This window comes from Cohnella fermenti, from assembly GCF_004801405.1.
GTDB lineage: Bacteria > Bacillota > Bacilli > Paenibacillales > Paenibacillaceae > Cohnella > Cohnella fermenti.
In genome coordinates, this window is record NZ_SSOB01000017.1 from 111,331 (window position 1) to 127,556 (window position 16,226).

11 protein-coding genes are annotated in these 16,226 nt (G+C 60.6%); 2 read left to right on the top strand and 9 right to left on the bottom strand.

Annotated elements, in window-relative coordinates; genetic code table 11:
• The first annotated feature begins 144 nt into the window (after positions 1 to 144).
• The gene (locus tag E6C55_RS15240) at positions 145 to 438 is read left to right on the top strand and encodes a hypothetical protein (protein WP_136370658.1); all 294 of its coding nucleotides are present in this window, start codon (positions 145 to 147) and stop codon (positions 436 to 438) included.
• Between the two features lie 22 nt (positions 439 to 460).
• Here the strand turns inward: E6C55_RS15240 and E6C55_RS15245 are convergent, their stop codons facing one another.
• From E6C55_RS15245 to E6C55_RS34690, 9 genes are all read right to left on the bottom strand, one after another.
• Positions 461 to 700, bottom strand: coding sequence for a hypothetical protein (locus E6C55_RS15245; RefSeq protein WP_136370659.1), 240 nt, complete (start codon positions 698 to 700; stop codon positions 461 to 463).
• Positions 697 to 1,956 (bottom strand): Ger(x)C family spore germination protein, encoded by a 1,260-nt coding sequence (locus E6C55_RS15250; RefSeq protein ID WP_168735659.1) that lies wholly within the window; start codon positions 1,954 to 1,956, stop codon positions 697 to 699. Before E6C55_RS15250 ends, E6C55_RS15245 begins: the two co-directional genes overlap by 4 nt.
• Complete coding sequence (locus tag E6C55_RS15255) at positions 1,949 to 3,061, bottom strand: GerAB/ArcD/ProY family transporter (protein ID WP_168735660.1); 1,113 nt, start codon at positions 3,059 to 3,061, stop codon at positions 1,949 to 1,951. Before E6C55_RS15255 ends, E6C55_RS15250 begins: the two co-directional genes overlap by 8 nt.
• Positions 3,062 to 3,071: 10 nt before the next feature.
• Positions 3,072 to 4,730, bottom strand: coding sequence for a spore germination protein (locus E6C55_RS15260; protein ID WP_230986697.1), 1,659 nt, complete (start codon positions 4,728 to 4,730; stop codon positions 3,072 to 3,074).
• Between the two features lie 284 nt (positions 4,731 to 5,014).
• Positions 5,015 to 5,395 (bottom strand): response regulator, encoded by a 381-nt coding sequence (locus tag E6C55_RS15265; protein WP_136370662.1) that lies wholly within the window; start codon positions 5,393 to 5,395, stop codon positions 5,015 to 5,017.
• Positions 5,380 to 5,823, bottom strand: a complete 444-nt coding sequence (locus E6C55_RS15270) for a chemotaxis protein CheW (RefSeq protein ID WP_168735661.1) — start codon at positions 5,821 to 5,823, stop codon at positions 5,380 to 5,382. Before E6C55_RS15270 ends, E6C55_RS15265 begins: the two co-directional genes overlap by 16 nt.
• A gap of 20 nt (positions 5,824 to 5,843) precedes the next feature.
• Entirely contained in the window at positions 5,844 to 7,418 is a 1,575-nt protein-coding gene (locus tag E6C55_RS15275) for a methyl-accepting chemotaxis protein (protein ID WP_136370664.1), read from the bottom strand.
• Between the two features lie 39 nt (positions 7,419 to 7,457).
• Positions 7,458 to 10,037, bottom strand: coding sequence for a chemotaxis protein CheW (locus tag E6C55_RS15280; RefSeq protein WP_168735662.1), 2,580 nt, complete (start codon positions 10,035 to 10,037; stop codon positions 7,458 to 7,460).
• A gap of 256 nt (positions 10,038 to 10,293) precedes the next feature.
• A complete protein-coding gene (locus E6C55_RS34690; RefSeq protein WP_230986698.1) occupies positions 10,294 to 12,432 on the bottom strand; it encodes a helix-turn-helix transcriptional regulator in 2,139 nt (712 codons plus the stop codon).
• 171 nt (positions 12,433 to 12,603) lie between these two features.
• On the opposite strand from E6C55_RS34690, the gene E6C55_RS15290 reads away from it, so the two are divergent.
• Complete coding sequence (locus E6C55_RS15290) at positions 12,604 to 15,867, top strand: DEAD/DEAH box helicase (RefSeq protein WP_136370666.1); 3,264 nt, start codon at positions 12,604 to 12,606, stop codon at positions 15,865 to 15,867.
• Positions 15,868 to 16,226: the final 359 nt, after the last annotated feature.

Here is a 16,226-nt window from a genome sequence, read left to right on the forward strand (position 1 = left end):
AAAGACGCTCGCAACCGCCGGCCGCCAGCGCTCCCCGCGACAGCCGGCCTCCCCGAGATTTGACTTGTCCGCCCGCACGTCTTAAAATCCGGCTAATAAGGTATAATGACTCCAAACAGGTACAATCGAAAGGAAGTGAACGCTATGGCGATTCGATATTCGCGCCCCTATGACGAGATTCTGGATGAACTGTCCCGTGCGCTCGAGGATATTCCCGATTGCTACGAGACGTTCGAGATGACGTCCGAGGAATGGAACGAGCTGGAGAAGCCGGAGCGGGACGTGTGCATCCGCACGCTCGCCGACGACATGTTCTACGTGCTCGGCTCCTCGCCCCATGCGGATGCGGGGTCCGGCAAGCTCGAGTACGACAAGGGCAGGGGCATCATCAAGGTGACCGCCTCCTCCCAGCTCGTGCACGTCGTTCCACTCAAGTAATCAAGCGTGCAGGCACATCCTCTTAGGCGCCAATGAGCGCCCATTCAAGCCAGCGGCCGAAGGGAACGAAGGGCGCCCGGAACAAACGAACCGGCGACCAGATCGGCCAGGACAGAAGGCCGGCTGCGGCGATATAGGCGCTGATCGCGACGATCACCGTGTACAGCGCCTTCTCCGTTCCCTTGCCTCCGTCCCTATTGAGCTTGGACCATCCCCACACCGTCGCGAGAACGAATCCCGCCAGAACCATAACCAGTCTCATTCCTCTCCCCCTCGCGACTCTTCGTCGAGCTTCGTGAATGATTTGCTTGTCAGCCCCAGTCTTCTCAACGTGAAGTCGACCTGCGTCTCCAGCTTGATCTCCGCATAGGCCTGCGACCATGCCTTCTTCATCTCCCGCCAACGCTTCGGATAACGGCGATGAATCATGTCCGCGAAGCCGACGATGTCCGTCTGCAGCTTCTGTGTCTCCCCGAAGCCGTTCCGGATAACGCTCCGAATCTCTTCCTCCAGCTGCCGCTCCATCTCCTTTATGGTGTCCTGCCTGTCGAGATCCGCCTTGCAGTCCGTCTCCAGCAGCGTCCCCTCCGCCTTGACCTTCACCAGCATCCGCAGCGGCTCGTCGCCTCCTTGCAGAACGGGTTTAATCGTCGTCGCGGAATGAAGCAGCTTGACCGCGAACATCGACGAGGAATGGCCCGGCCCTTCCGTCGCTTCGTTCTGTTGGCCGCATCCCAGAGAGATGACCGTCTTCTTCACCTGGTTCCGGATAAAATTCACTCCGAGCGCATCACGGACCTTGAGCCAGCCGACCAGCCTTCCGTCGCGAAGTATCGCAAGCTTGCCCAGCTTCAGCTTGGACGACATCGTTGTGCTGTTGAATTGCTCTTCGGAGGTTACGGGAGCTCCCCCGGAGATGAAGATCTCCGGAATGACGGCGCTGTTCGATTCGCTTGTCAACGCCTTCGCGAGCGAGTACATATTGACGTACGGCAACGCTGAGTAGTTCTCGGACTCCGTCTTCATCGTCTCCCGAATGCCGTCTCCGGGGATAATCTGGATTTGAAGCAGCTGCTCCAGAATTTTGCGCCCTTCCCCCTTCGCGATCAATACCGTCACCGTCTCGCGGGAATCGGAATTGCGCAGATAAACGTCGATGAGCTCGCTTAACCCCCCCTTGGCCAGCTCTTCCCCGACAATCAACACGCGATTGTGGGAGAAGAACAGCGTGCGCGGGCTCTCCAGCGTGCTCTGGTAGATCGCCTCCCGAATGGTCGGCCCTTCCGTCGTGTATACGGTAATCGGCAATTGCGCGCCGCCCTTCATCGGCCCCGACGCGCCGGAGACGACGGACGGAATCAGCACCTGATAGGAGACCACCCAGCGGTCCCCCTTCCGATCCACCGCCGTCGCCGAGGTGATCGACAGCTCGTTCAGTTCCGTTCGATCCCAACATCCGGTCAGAACAATGACCATTAACGCCAACGGCAGAAGCGTTCGACTCATCCTTCTATTCATTGGCACCGTCTCCTCCGGAACGCTCAACTCGCCCATGCAGCCGGCAGAGCGCGGCCAGCAGAAGAGGGAGCAGCAGATTGCAGCCGAATAACAATGCAGTCGTCACCGAGGTAGTCAATGTTTCGTTCATATCGCGCGGCCAACTGGTCGACGAATCAAGCCACAGCAGGAGACCGATTCCCGCGAGCAACGGCATTCGGCGGAACGGCATTCTCAGGGTTGTCTCGAGCAGATGAACCGCCCCCTGGAAGAATAAACCGAGCTTCAGGAAGACGGTAGCCATCCAGAAGACAATGAACAACACCTCCACTCTCTCGAAGAAGTTGCCCACTTCGATCAGAGCAAATAGCTCGAAGGGGGCATAATCCATTGACCGAACCAGGCGAGGGCCGAAGACGAGCAGCGATTGCAGGACGGTGAAGAGCAGCATGCTGCCTGATATAAGCACTCCGTTTACCGCGCTGCCGACAGCATCCTTCTGTCTGATCATATATGGAGCGATCAGAAGGATAATGGCCGACTCCGAGAACCAGCCGAACGGAACGATGCCCCCCAGAGCAACGGAGTGCCAGGAATGGTCGGCAATCGGCAGCAGTTGATGCCAATCCATCTCGCCCAGAAGCAGAACGAAGGCAAGCAGCATCAGCGGCGCCATCGCCAGCATGGCAAGAACGCAAATTCTGGCGGTCGCTTCAATGCCCTGCGCAGCCATGAACATCAACACGAGCACAACAACCCCTTTGAGCACGGTCTTGGGCGTGTATTCGAGAACTTCCGCGGAGACGAAGCTGATAAACTCGTGCAAGGCGACCGATGCGATTGAATAGTAATACGCGGCCAGCAGCCCTCCCCCCAGCGTCGCCACCCATCTGCCTGCCTTCCCCCGGAGCCAGCGTTGGTAAGGAACTCCTCCGATGGCCTGTGAGGCGAAGCTTCCCAAGCCCCAGGCGGCAACAGCGGCAACGGCAATGGATAAGACGAGCGACATCCAGGCATCCTGCTCGACAACGTTCATGACATTCTTCGGCACGACAAGCATAGCCGTCGGAGAGATCGCCATCAGAACGATCGCCGTTCCTTGAAGCTTTGTTATGCTCTGACTCATCGGCCACCTCTTATCGCTCGGAATTGGAATTCGTTTCCGGTTCGCGGCTTGCGCTGTTCGCATGACTGTCCGCTTCGCTTCCTTCGGCTTGCCTTCTGACATCGCCTTGCCCGCCGGCGGCCTCTGTCCTTGGAAGAGTAGGACGCGTCTTCATCAGAGGCCATGGAACGCGAATCCAGACATCCTTCAGGTTGTTCCAGACAAGCGGAGCGAGCGGCGTCATATACGGAATTCCGAACGACTTGAGGCTCACGAGATGGACGACCATCACCATAAGACCGCACATAATGCCGAACAAGCCGAGCGTTCCGCCGACCAACATCAATACGAAGCGGATCAGCCTTGCGCCGGCCGCCATGTTTACCGAAGGAATAACGAAGTTCGCTATCGCCGTGAAGGATACGACAATGATCATTGCCGCGGATACGAGCCCGGCCTGCACGGCCGCTTGTCCAAGTACGAGAGCGCCGACGATCGAGATCGCCGGCCCGACGACCCGAGGCATCCGCACGCCCGCCTCGCGCAGCACCTCGAAGGTTAACTCCATTAACAAGGCTTCAACAAGCGCAGGGAACGGCACCCCTTCCCTCTGGGAAGCCAGGCTGATGAGCAGCGGCGTCGGCAGCATCTCCTGGTGGAACGTCGTTACCGCAATGTATAAGGAAGGCAACAGAATGGAGACGAAGAAGCAGATGTACCGGATCATGCGAAGGAACGATGAGATATCGTAGCGTTGGTAATAATCCTCGCTCGACTGGAAGAACTTTACGAAGGTAGACGGCGCCAACAGAACGAACGGACTGCCGTCGACGACTACTGCGATCTGGCCCTCCAACAAGCCGGCCGAAGCCGCATCGGGCCGTTCCGTGTTCTGAATAGTCGGGAACGGCGTCCACCTCTCCTCCTGGATAAACTCTTCAATATAGCCGCTGTCAAGGATACTGTCGACATCGATCCGGCCAAGCCGCCTGCGAATTTCCTTGACGGGTCCGGGAGCGGCGATTCCTTCCATGTAGACCATATTGACAAAGGTTCGTGTTCTCCGGCCAATTGTGAATCCCTCCACGCGAAGATCCGGCGACTTGAGTCTGCGGCGAAGCAGCGTCATATTCGTGAGCAGACTCTCCGTGAAGCTCTCCTTCGGCCCTCTCGTGACAGTCTGCGAGGTCGGCTCGTCGACACTGCGCTTCTCTCCGCCAATCGTGGACACGGCGAAGGCGGCGGCCCCTTCGAGGAGGATGATCGTATATCCGCTCAGCAGATGCGTCATCAAATCCCCTATCTGATCGAGCTCGGCCAGCCGTCCGATCGGGAGAAGATCGTGAAGCTGCCCGATCCCTTCGACAGGACCATTCTCCTTCACCTTGTCGACCAATGGCATCAACACACATCGGTTGACCAGATCGGCGTCCACGAGAGGCTCCAGGTACACGATGCCCAACCACGGTTGCCCCGCGCTTCCGCCCAGCCCGCGCGATATCAGATCGACGCTATCCCCGAACAATTCCCGTATAAGGGACAGGTTGTCGGCCACTCTCCTGGATAGGGACCCTGTCAATTCGTCGCCGCGTCGCAGCCCTCGTCTGGTCCCCGCAGTCGAGCCTCCTCCGGAATGGGAGGAACGGGTGCGGCGGAACGGCGGCAGCAGTTGACCGAACCATCTCATCATTTATTCCTCCGCTTTCCTTGTCTTGGATTGATGCAAGTGCAAGAATCGAACTTCCCTCTGCGTTAAATGACGTAAACGGACAGAGAAACTGCGACGAACAGAGGAAGTTGAGCGATAGGGATAATATGGAGCCAGAGGAAGGGAATTATTCCTATCGCCGACCAGCGGTCTGTCGCTTTCCCGTTCTCATCCCCGCAGGGCAGAGATATTATAACTTCCGGAATTGCCAAAAAAAACGCGGCAGCCTCTGCGCCCGGAGGCGGGCAGATGCTGTCGCGTTCGTTCTATTCCGCGTCGATGTTCCGGGTGGCGAGCGCCTTGGAGACGACGTCTAGCACCCGATTCTCATAGAATGGCTTGGTTACGAAGTCCCATGCCCCGGCCCGGACCGCATCCGCGATCATGTTCTGCTGGCTGAGCGCCGAGAAGATGATGATCTTGGCCTCCGGCTCGATCTCCCGAATGTGGCGGATGGACGCAATGCCGTCCATGACCGGCATCGAGATGTCCATCGTAACGAGATCCGGCCGATGCTTGATGTAGAGTTCGAGCGCCTCCAGCCCGTTGCGCGCTTCCGCTACGATCTCGTGGCCGCCGCCGACCAGAAGATTCGCCAGCAGCTCGCGCATGATCGGAGCGTCGTCCGCAATCAAGATTCGCGCCATTCGTCTTGCACCTCCAGAATGCGAGACAAACTCAGAATCCCGACCAATCCCTCGTCCGAATGTCCGATCGCCTCGCAAGCGATTCCTTCCCTGCTCGTCCTTCCTTCCTCGGCCGGCTGAATCGAGTCGAGCCGGACCACCTGGGACACTCCGTCTACCTTGATGCCGACTTGTTCCCCGCGGTAGCGGGCGACCACAATTCGCGACCTGGAGGAGAAGCCGTTCTCCTCCAGGCCCAATTGATGCCGAAGGCTGACGATCGGCACCATGTTCCCCCGTACGTTCGTCACGCCCAGAATATGCGGCTTGCTGCCGGGAATCTTCGTCACATGCGGCGGCTTGATGATCTCCGCAATCTCGTCGATCCGGATCGCGTATCGCTGTCCGGCCACTTCCAGCTTCACGTGCTGCTCCTTCGATGCGCTCATCGCCATTCCCTCGCGATCGCCTAGAACTTGAACGCCATGGCGTTCTTCTGAAGCTCTTCCGCCAGCCCCGCCAACGACACCGTCGATGCCGAGGTCTGCTCCGACGCCGCCGCCACTTGGTCGCTCGCCGCCGAGATCGTCTCGATCGATTGCAGCACATTCTCGGATTGAGCCGCCTGCTCCTCGCTCGCCGCCGCAATCTCCGCCACTTGGCTGGCCGTCTCGTTCGCGCTGGCGATAATGCCCTGAAGCGCCTCGCCGGTGCGGCGCGATGCCAGAATGGCCTTCTCTACCGCATCGACGCTCTGGAGCGTATTGCCCTGCATCCCCTTGATGATCGTCCCGATCTGCTTCGTCGCTCCCGAGCTTCTCTCCGCCAGCTTGCGGACCTCATCGGCGACAACCGCGAAGCCCCGTCCCTGCTCTCCCGCCCTCGCGGCTTCGATCGCCGCGTTCAGGGCGAGCAGGTTCGTCTGCTCGGCGATGTCGGCGATCACCTCGAGAATGTCTCCGATCTTGTCCGAATCGTCTCGCAGCCGGGACATCGATTCGCCGACCTGATCCATCGCCCGCAGCGACTCGTCGACGACTCGGCCTCCCTCGGCCGCGCCCTGCCGCGTGTTATCGGACAGCGCCGCCGCTTCCTCCGCGCTTCTGGCTACCGAATCGATGGCTCGGGACAGCTCGCGAATCAGCTCGTTGATGCTCTGCACGTTGCGCGCCTGGTCGACGACGCTGCCCGAGATCTCCTGGGACGAGCCGGAGATCTGCTCGGAGGCCGCCGCCACATTGTGGGCCGAAGTCGAGATATTGCCCGCAAGCTGCCTCAGGCTGTCGATCATCCCGTTCATCGTGCCGGCGACCTGGCCGATCTCGTCATGCTGGCGGATCGTCGTCTTCTCCGTCAAGTCTCCCGTCGCTACCTTGGCCAGCAGATCGGCCACCTTGCGCAGCGGGGAGGCGATGAGCTGCGAGATCCAGAGGCCGAGGAGCAGCGCGAGCACAATCGCGATCGCGCTAAGCACCAGGACGAGCACGCGGCTCGAATCGACGACGTCCACCGAATCGCTCGCCGAAGCGTTCGACTTCTCCATCGCCATGGTCAGAAGCTGGACCAATTGATCCTGCGCCGCCGAGAAGCTCGGCTGCACTTCGGCCAGCTTGGCAGTCACTTGCTTCATGTCCTCCTCGCCCATTCCGGCCGCCAGGACGTCGGGAATCGCCGCAACGAACGCATCGTAATCCTTGCTGAAGCCGGCGTAGATATCCTTGGCTTGCTGGCTGACCATCAGCGACAGCAGCTCTGCGCGAAGCTTCTCGATCGCGGCAAGGCTCTCGTCCAGCTTCTGCTTGAGCTTCTCTTCTTCTTGCGGATTGGTCTCGAGAGCGATCTGCAGCAGGCTTCGCTGCACGCTGATCACGTAAGGAGTCAATTGGGCCATGTTCGACATGCTCGGCATCCAACGGTCTCTGATCTCGCTTGCGTTATTCCCCATTCGGTTCATCTGGTTCAAGGAGATAACCGTAATTACGATCATAAGAGCCAACACGGCGACAAAACTGCCCAGCAATTTTTTCCGGATCGTCAACTTCATCTCTTGATGCGCCCCTTCTGCTTCTGATTTGTTGTGCGTTTAGTAGGATAACAGAACTTCCCTGAGCGACAGCGCTTCGTCCAGACGCGGCGGCCGCTTATCGATTCCGAGCAGGATGATCATCCGCCCATCCTCGTGATAGACCCCTTCGATCCAATCGGATTGGACGGACGGCAGCACATCCGTCGCCGCTTCGATCCCGCTCTTGCGAATCTTGAGGATGGCTCCGATCTCGTCCGTCCATATGCCGAGCTCCCGCCCGTCCAATTCCATCACGATAATTCTGGAGGTATCCCGCTGCGAACGCGGAGCGAGTCCGAGGCCGCGGCTCAAGTCGAGAACCGGCACGGTGCGGCCGCGCAGATGGATCATCCCCATAACCCCGCCCGGCGACGCCGCGATGGTGGACAGTTGCGGCACCGTAATAATCTCCCTGACCTTGCCGGCCCGAATGGCATACTGCTCCCGCTCCATGCGGAAGGAGACATACTGCTCCTCCGTCTCCGCTCCGACGCCTTGATCCGCATGCCGCTCCTCTTGGCGGAACGCCAGGTGCTCCTCGCGGCAGAAGGCGGCCGCATCGAGAATGAGCCCGATTCGGCCGTCGCCGAGCAAGGTCGCGCCGGCCAGATACGGAACTTGCCCGACGTAGCTGCCAAGCGACTTGATCACGATCTCCTGGTTGCCGATCGTGCGGTCGACGACAAGGCATACCCGCTTCTCCGCCACGCCGATCATCACGACGAGCGGCCTCGCTCCCGATTCGGCAGGCGCTTCAGCTTCACGCCCGCGAAGACCGAGCTTGTCCGCCAGGCGCACGAGCGGGAAGACGGAGCCGCGAATCACGCACACGTCCTGCCCCTGCAGACGCTGAAGCTGCTCCGGCTCGAGGCGAACAATCTCGACGACGTTCACCAGCGGCAGGGCAAGCGAATGCTCGCCCACCCCGACAAGCAAGGAGCGGATGATCGCGAGCGTAAGCGGCAGCTTGATCGTGAACGTCGTGCCGACTCCCGCCTTCGTGTCGATGTCGACGAGCCCGTTCAGCCGTTCGATATGCGCGCGCACGATGTCCATTCCCACGCCCCGGCCCGACAGGTCCGTGACCTGCTTCGCGGTCGAGATGCCGGAGCGGAAGATCAGGCGGACCGCCTCCTGATCCGACATCCGGTCGGCCTCCGCCTGCGTGAGGACTCCCTTGGCGACGGAAGCCGCCTTGATCTTCGCCGCATCGATCCCCCGGCCGTCGTCCGAGACGGCAATCACGATATGATTGTCCTGGTGCGCGGCCTTGAGCAGGACGGTGCCCGCCCTAGGTTTGCCGAGACGTTCCCGTTCGTCCGGAGGCTCGATCGCGTGATCGGCGGAATTGCGAAGGATATGGATGATCGGATCGCTGATCTCCTCGATCAGCGTCCGGTCGAGCTCCGTCTCCTTCCCTTCCATGACGAGGTCGATCTCCTTCCCGACCTGCTGGGCAACGTCCCTCATCATGCGGGGGAACCGGTTGAACAACTGCTCGATCGGCAGCATTCTCGTCTTCATCATCCCGTCCTGAAGATCGCCGATCACCTTGTCGATCTGATGGGCGATGTCCCCCAGGTCGTTGATATCGGGCTGTTCCCCATATTGCTCGGTCAGTCTCTTCCTGACCTCGTGCAGCCTTGTGTTGTCGATGAGCAATTCCCCGACCAGGTTCATCAGCTTCTCGAGCCGCTCGACGTCGACGCGGACCGCTCTGCCGCCTCTTGCCGCCTTCGCTTCCGTCTCGGAGCGCTCTGTCGCCGGGGCGTCTGCGGCATTCTCGGCGCGAGGCGTCAGCTCCTCCCGGGCGAGCTCATCCGGCTCCACCGGCTTCACCTCGATGGCGCCCATCTGCGACACCTGGGACAGCTTGAAGCCGACGACTTCGCCCGCTTCTTCCGTCAGAAGCAGGAGCTCGACGCAGTCATAGGAAGAATGCGGGTCCGCCAGATCCTCCGGTGCCGGATAGGCCGCGATCACTTCCCCGAGCTCCTCCAACAGGTTGTTCAGGACGAGCGCCCGGGCATAGGCGAACGACTCGTCCGGCATGAAGCAGGCGCGCACCCGCAGAGCGCGGACTCCCTTCTCCCAGGCATGAGCAATCGCCTTGCTGTGGAAGACGTCAAGCTCGATTCCTTGCCCGTTGTCGTCGGTCCCGGCTTCCGGGGACCGCATTCGCGCCAATCCCTCGACGGCTGCGCCTTGCCCCTGCGCGAACGGAGTCAATCTGCCGAGCAGGCCGCCGATATCGCGATCGTTCTCTCCGCGTCCCTGCTGAATGTCGCCCTTCATCGCCTTGATCGCGTCTATGCATTCGAACAGCACATTCATAAGCGACGGGCTGACCGCCAGCCGATCGCCGCGCATCAAGTCGAAGATGTTCTCCATCTGGTGGGTCAGTTCCTTGATCCGGCTGAGCCCCATCGCCGCCGAGGACCCCTTCAGCGTATGCGCCGCCCGGAAGATCGTCCCGATCGTGTGCGGATGGAAGGAGTTCCTCTCCAGCTCCAGAAGCCGTTCGTCCAGGATCTGAAGCTGCTCGTCCAATTCGTCCAGGAACAGCCCCAAATAGTCGGACATGTTGTCAAGGTTCATCTGCCTCTCACCCTCTCCTTTCTCTAGCCCTGTTCCGGTCGTCCGGTTATTCCAATTGGGAATTTTCCTCAATTTCATTATGCTGGCAAAGCATGTAAGCTCCAATCCTCGACACTTCCCGTTTCCATGTGTTGGAGGCAGGAAGGCATTCCTCCGGGAATAGGGCTTTTTTCACAGCCGCCGACTCTAACAAAAAAACGCCTCGTCAGGTCCCTAAGGACTAACGGGCGCTATTGTCGACAAGGAGGCAAGCGAATCAATTCCGCAGCAGCTTGACCATCGCCGCCGTCCGATCCACGACTCCCAGCTTCATGTATATTTTGGTCAAATGATTTTTGACCGTATGGGCGCTTATGAACATTTTCTCCGCGATGTCTTGGTTGGTGCAGCCTTGAATCAGCAGCTCGAGCACCTCGCGTTCCCGCAAGGTAAGGGTCGCGTAGGCCGGCTCCTCTTCGTCCCTCCGGGTCCAGGCATTGCCGACCGCCACGAGGCTCACGCTCGGCATCCGATCCTCCAGCAGCTCCTCGAAGGCGGCCCGGATGCCGAGCGCGACGGATTGAATCCCCCCGTCTGCTCCGGGATGACCGATCACGAGCGCAAGAACCTGAGCCTCCTGGCTGTATCCGAATTCCAGATAAGCGTCCGCTTGGCCGCGATGGGCGATGACGGATTGCGCCTCGTCCAGAAGCAAGAGGGCATCGGCATGCCCGGGGATCGTCTCCCATAGGAAGGACATCCCATAGCCGCTCACCGTCAGCGCTTGATCGAGACGCTTCCGCCCCTCCGAAGAGAAGCCCAGCCGACCGGCAAATTCCGCCAGCAGATCCCGCTTCCTAAGAAGCGACGAATGGGCCTCCGGGTCCCAGAAGGAGAACGAATGGCCGAGCAATTCCAGCGCATTGCGGCCGGAAGCCGGCTCCTGCTGCCGAAGCTCGAACAGCCGCAGCTCTCCGATAAGCGCCAAGGACGAGAGGAAGAAGCGTTCCGCCTCCCCTGCTCTCTTCTCCGACAGCCCGACGGACAGAACGCCTGCGATGCGCCTGCCGTCATAGAGGGGAATCTCCAGCGCGGGGGCTCCCCAGCCCGTCTTCCGGAAGACAGGCTTCCGGTCCTTCGGCCTGCTTGCCTTCGACTCCAGAGCAAGGTATCGTTCCGACAGCTCTCCGGCATAACGGGCGACCTGCTCCGCGTTCAATCCCTTGGACACCATCTGTACTTCCTCGGCTCTCCCCCGCAGCCCGAACAGCGCCAGACCGCTGAAGACGCCGCCCGTCAGTCTGTGCATCGTCTCGACCATGACCGAGAGCAGCCGATCCAGGTCCTGAATCGCACCGACCGAATCGTGAATCTCGCCGAGCATCGACAGCAGCAGCGCTTGCCGCTTCTGCACCGCGCGCAGACCGGAGCCTTGCAGGTAGTCGCCCCAACGGTTCGCCAGCACATGGAGCAGCTCCAGCATGAGCGGCGACGGCCTTCTTGACGCGGCCATCCCTCCGAACAGCACCCCGCGCACCACTCCGCCGTCGCAGACCGGATAACCGACGAGCCAATCGAGCTCGCAGCCGGCCTCGGAGAACAGGGACGCCCCCGCCCTGCCGGACGCCAGCTCCCAGGTCGTTCGCTTCCGGATTAGGGCGGCATGGCCGAGGCAGCCCTCGCCCGAGTGGAACGACTGCCCGATCAGCCTCGCGCTCCTCTCGCCCGCCGCGGCCGCGATCTCGAACCGCTCCAGCTCTATTCTTCCAGCATAGCCGACAACGTCGAAGCCGCCCATGTGTTGCATGAAGCGCAGCGCTTCCTCCTCGTCCATATCGGCGGCGGGAGTCGACGTCCAGCGGGTGAACGACTGCAGCTCGGCCAATTGGCGTTCGCAACGCCGCTCGTCGTCTTCGCCCCGCTTCAGAATTGCGGCCGCCAGCTCGGCAAATTCGCGGACCCGAGCCATCAGCTCGGAGGAAGAAGAGCTGTGCGCGGCAGGAATCGAGTCAAGCTCGCAGGACAAGCCGCCAGGAAGAGCTCGGCATGCATCCGCCCCGATCCGGCCGGATTCGCGGCTCCCGTCGCCCAGCCAAGGCCCCGCCCAGATCGTGCCGTTCGGCTCGCCGGGCAGCTTCAGAGGCGCCACGATATACTTCATGTCGAGAAACGTCTCGTAATCGTACTTGGTCACCGCCTGAATCTCGCGAACGAAGGGAGCCTGCCTGATCATCGCGTCGTAGATGGTGTGGCCCTCCAGTTGCTTCAACAAGCGGACCAGCGCCTCCCCGCTCTCGGTCAGCGACGGCTGCGTCAGCGGCATGCCCTGCGAATCGGCGCTTATGATGCTGAGCTTGTAGGCGGCGCTATAGGTATCCTGCAAGTTCTGCAGAAGCCGAAGCCTGTCTCGATCCATGGATTCCCCCCTCCCGCTTCTCCGTCGATGCGCATTTTATCTCTATCATACAACACGCCGTTCCTCCTGTTCGATAGCCCTTAAGGCCTCCTTCGTTTACCGCAAGTGGTCTGTGGTATAATAAAATATTAATAACAATTCGCTGGAAGCAAGCGAGGAAGGAACCTCCGCATGAGCCATTCGTTATCGCTTCAGCAGATCAAGCTGCTGTGCGGCCAGATCGCTTATGAACGAGGACTCAAATACGAAGAAGCCCACCGGGTCGTGGAAGTGAGCTTCAACGAGGCCGAACGCCGATACGACGCCTTCGTCTGGGGCAGCGTCCGCCACGGGGTGCGCATCGTCCTGGACAATTCCGGAGCCGTGGACGCGCGCTGCGATTGCGAGGCTCGGCATTCCCAATATTACTGCAAGCATATCGCCGCCGTGCTGATTCATCTCTATAATCAGCAGCAGGCCCGCTTGCCGCAGCCAGCCGAGGCTCCTGCGGTCCGGCCGCTCGAGCCGCCTGCGTTCAGCAGCCGGGACGTTCAGTTCACGAAGAACATGATCTCGCTGTTCGATTCCCCGTCCTCTTCCTTCTCCGAGCTGGAGGAGCCGGATGCCGATCCGATCTACCTCGATGCGGAATTCACTTGCCGGATCGTCTCGGAGCATAGCCGGACGCCTCTGTTCGCCGTCGAGATGAAGGTCGGGCCGAAGCGGCTGTATATCGTCCAGAAGATCAAGGAATTCCTCGGCCGCGTCGAGCAGCGCCTCTCCTACCCGTTCGCGAAGCTGTTCACCTACGATCCCTCCATCCACCTGTTCCGCCCGGAGGACGAGGCCATCCTGCGGCGGCTGATTCTTATCGCCCGCAGCGAAGAAGCGTATCGGGACACCTATCGCAATGTCGGGGCCGGCTTCCTGATGCAGCAGGATCGCAGCCTTATTCTGCCGCCGCTTGCCTGGGAGGAACTGCTGCCTCTGTTCGGGCAAGCGAACGCCCGGTTCGAGCAGGGCATGCGCCTCGCGGAGACGATCGAAGTGACCGATTCCCCGCTGCCGCTGGAGTTCCAGATCCTCCCGTCCGCAGGCGACGGCTACCAGCTCGACATCCACGGCCTCGATCGCATTCAGGTCATGGACAGCTACGGCTGCGTGGCGGCGGACGCCGTGCTCTATCGGGTCGACGAACAGACGATGCGGCGGCTCGACGAGCTCAAGCGAATGTTCGCCTACAAAACCGCAAGACAGGTGCTCATCCCCCCGGCCCAGATCGAGCCGTTCATGGATCGGGTCATCCCGGGCCTGCGCAGGATGGGAGAAGTGAGCATCGCCCAGGCCGTCTCCGACCGGATCATCAGCCCGCACCTTGCGGCCAGCCTCGATCTGGATTGGATGAACGACCGCCTGCTCGCTCGTCTGACCTATGCCTACGGCGACATTACGATCGACCCGATGCGCCCGGACAGAGGCCGTCAGACCCGCGAGGATCGCATCCTGCTGCGGGACGTCGAGACGGAGAGCCGCATCATGGGCCTCGTCGAGCTGGCGGACTTCAAGTACAACGGCAGCGAGCTGTATCTCGACGACGAAGAGGAGATTTACCGCTTCCAGTTCCGGCTCCTTCCCCAGCTTGAGAAGCTGGTCGCGGTCACCGCCACGAACGTGATGAGAGAGACGCTCGAGCGGCCGCTCGCCCCGCCGAAGCTGATGCTCGACATCGACCCGATGACGAGGTGGCTGGAGGTTCGCTTCGACATGGAGGGTATCGACGAGCAGGAGATCCAGGCGATCTTAAGGAACCTCGTCGAGAAGAAGTCCTATTACCGGCTGTCCGGGGGAGGCTTCCTCTCCCTCGAGGACGAGAGCTTCCGGGAGATCGCAAGCCTCATGGACGAGATGGAGCTTCGCGCTTCGGAGATCAAGGGCTCCCGGCTCGATCTCTCCGTCGTCCGCGGACTCTCCCTGCTGGATGCCAAGCCCAGAGGGTCGAACGTGAAGTTCGGGCGTTCGCTCCGGCAATTGCTGGAGAACATGCGCAACCCGGACAATCTCGACTTCGCGGTTCCGCAGGAGCTCGAGCGCGTTCTGCGAGAATACCAGAAGCTCGGCTATCAATGGATGAAGACGCTCGCCCACTATCACTTCGGGGGAATTCTCGCGGACGACATGGGCCTCGGCAAGACGATCCAGGCGATCTCCTTCATCGAGTCCGAGCAAGAGAAGATCCGCGAGACGGGACTGCCCGTTCTCATCGTCTCTCCGGCTTCCCTCATCTACAATTGGCGCAACGAGTTCGCCAAGTTCTCCCCCGGTCTGAACGCGGTTATCGCCGCAGGGGGCAAGCAGGAGCGAAGCGGCATTCTCGACGATCTCGGCCAGGTCGACGTGCTTATCACCTCCTACCCGCTGCTTCGCCGGGATATGGAGCTGTATGCGAAGCAGAACTTCCATTGCCTCTTCATGGACGAAGCCCAGGCGATCAAGAACCATGCCACGCAGACGGCCCAGGCGGTGAAGCTCCTGAAGGCGAAGTACCGCTTCGCGCTCACCGGCACTCCGATCGAGAACTCTCTCGATGAGCTGTGGTCGTTGTTCGACGCTGTGTTCCCCGAGCTGTTCGGCAGCAAGCGGACGTTCGCCGAGCTGTCGCGGGAAGCGATCGCCAAGCGGGTCCGTCCGTTTATTCTGCGGAGAATGAAGAGCGACGTCCTGAAGGAATTGCCGGACAAGATCGAGACGCTGCAGTTGTCGGAGCTGACCGATGAGCAGAAGAAGCTGTACGTCGCTTACTTGGCCCGGCTCCAGGCGGAGACGCTTGTTCATCTGCAGACGGACGGCTTCCAGAAGAGCCGCATGCGCATTCTCGCAGGGCTCACCCGGCTTCGCCAGCTCTGCTGCCATCCGGCCCTGTTCGTCGAGAACTACGAGGGGGACTCCGGCAAGCTGGAGCAACTGCTTGAGATCGTCGAGGAAGCGCTGGCCTCCGGGAAGCGGATGCTGATCTTCTCGCAATTCACCTCGATGCTCGCCATCATCCGCGAGGAGCTGGCTCTGCGAGGCTTAAGCTGCTTCTACTTGGACGGTTCCACCCCTTCGCAGGAGCGGGTCGAGCTGTGCGAGCGCTACAACGGCGGCGAGCAGGACATCTTCCTGATCTCGCTGCGCGCGGGCGGAACGGGGCTTAACCTGACCGGGGCGGACACGGTGATCCTGTACGACCTCTGGTGGAACCCCGCCGTCGAGCAGCAAGCGGCGGACCGGGCGCACCGGATCGGGCAGAAGAACGTCGTCCAGGTCATCCGGCTCGTCACGCAGGGAACGATCGAGGAGAAGATGGTCGAGCTGCAGAAGCGGAAAATGGACCTGATCGCCGAGGTCATCCAACCTGGCGAAGAGGCGCTGTCGTCCATTACCGAAGAGGAGATTCGCGAGCTGCTGATGATCTAACGACAGGGGGCCCCTGGAGAGGGGGAAGCTGCCGATGCCGCCCGGTGCCGGGAGTTTATGCGATAAATCACATTCATGCGGCTCGATAACGGGCGGTTTGAGCGATTTTATGCGAAAAATAGCATACGTGGAGACATTTCCGGCTCAAAGTGCTGAACGAATGCTAAAAACCGCATAAAACGCCTCATTTCCCGCCTATCCCAGTCGACGAATGTGAAAAATCGCATAAAATCGCAAATGTGCATCGAATCGAGGGGGCGAACACAGAAACCGTCAGGGGGATTTTCTCCTGGCGGTTTTGCAGTCAAGGGGGTGTCGGCATCGCGGCGAGAGAATGATTGTGCAGATCAGGTTGGTTG

Excerpts from the sequence above, each read along its gene's own strand:
- E6C55_RS15240 (WP_136370658.1), top strand. The coding sequence starts at position 145 with ATGGCGATTCGATATTCGCGCCCCTATGACGAGATTCTGGATGAACTG.
- E6C55_RS15290 (WP_136370666.1), top strand. The coding sequence starts at position 12,604 with ATGAGCCATTCGTTATCGCTTCAGCAGATCAAGCTGCTGTGCGGCCAG.
- E6C55_RS15275 (WP_136370664.1), bottom strand. The coding sequence starts at position 7,418 with ATGAAGTTGACGATCCGGAAAAAATTGCTGGGCAGTTTTGTCGCCGTG.
- E6C55_RS34690 (WP_230986698.1), bottom strand. The coding sequence starts at position 12,432 with ATGGATCGAGACAGGCTTCGGCTTCTGCAGAACTTGCAGGATACCTAT.
- E6C55_RS15270 (WP_168735661.1), bottom strand. The coding sequence starts at position 5,823 with ATGAGCGCATCGAAGGAGCAGCACGTGAAGCTGGAAGTGGCCGGACAG.
- E6C55_RS15250 (WP_168735659.1), bottom strand. The coding sequence starts at position 1,956 with ATGAATAGAAGGATGAGTCGAACGCTTCTGCCGTTGGCGTTAATGGTC.
- E6C55_RS15255 (WP_168735660.1), bottom strand. The coding sequence starts at position 3,061 with ATGAGTCAGAGCATAACAAAGCTTCAAGGAACGGCGATCGTTCTGATG.
- E6C55_RS15265 (WP_136370662.1), bottom strand. The coding sequence starts at position 5,395 with ATGGCGCGAATCTTGATTGCGGACGACGCTCCGATCATGCGCGAGCTG.
- E6C55_RS15245 (WP_136370659.1), bottom strand. The coding sequence starts at position 700 with ATGAGACTGGTTATGGTTCTGGCGGGATTCGTTCTCGCGACGGTGTGG.
- E6C55_RS15280 (WP_168735662.1), bottom strand. The coding sequence starts at position 10,037 with ATGAACCTTGACAACATGTCCGACTATTTGGGGCTGTTCCTGGACGAA.
- E6C55_RS15260 (WP_230986697.1), bottom strand. The coding sequence starts at position 4,730 with ATGATGAGATGGTTCGGTCAACTGCTGCCGCCGTTCCGCCGCACCCGT.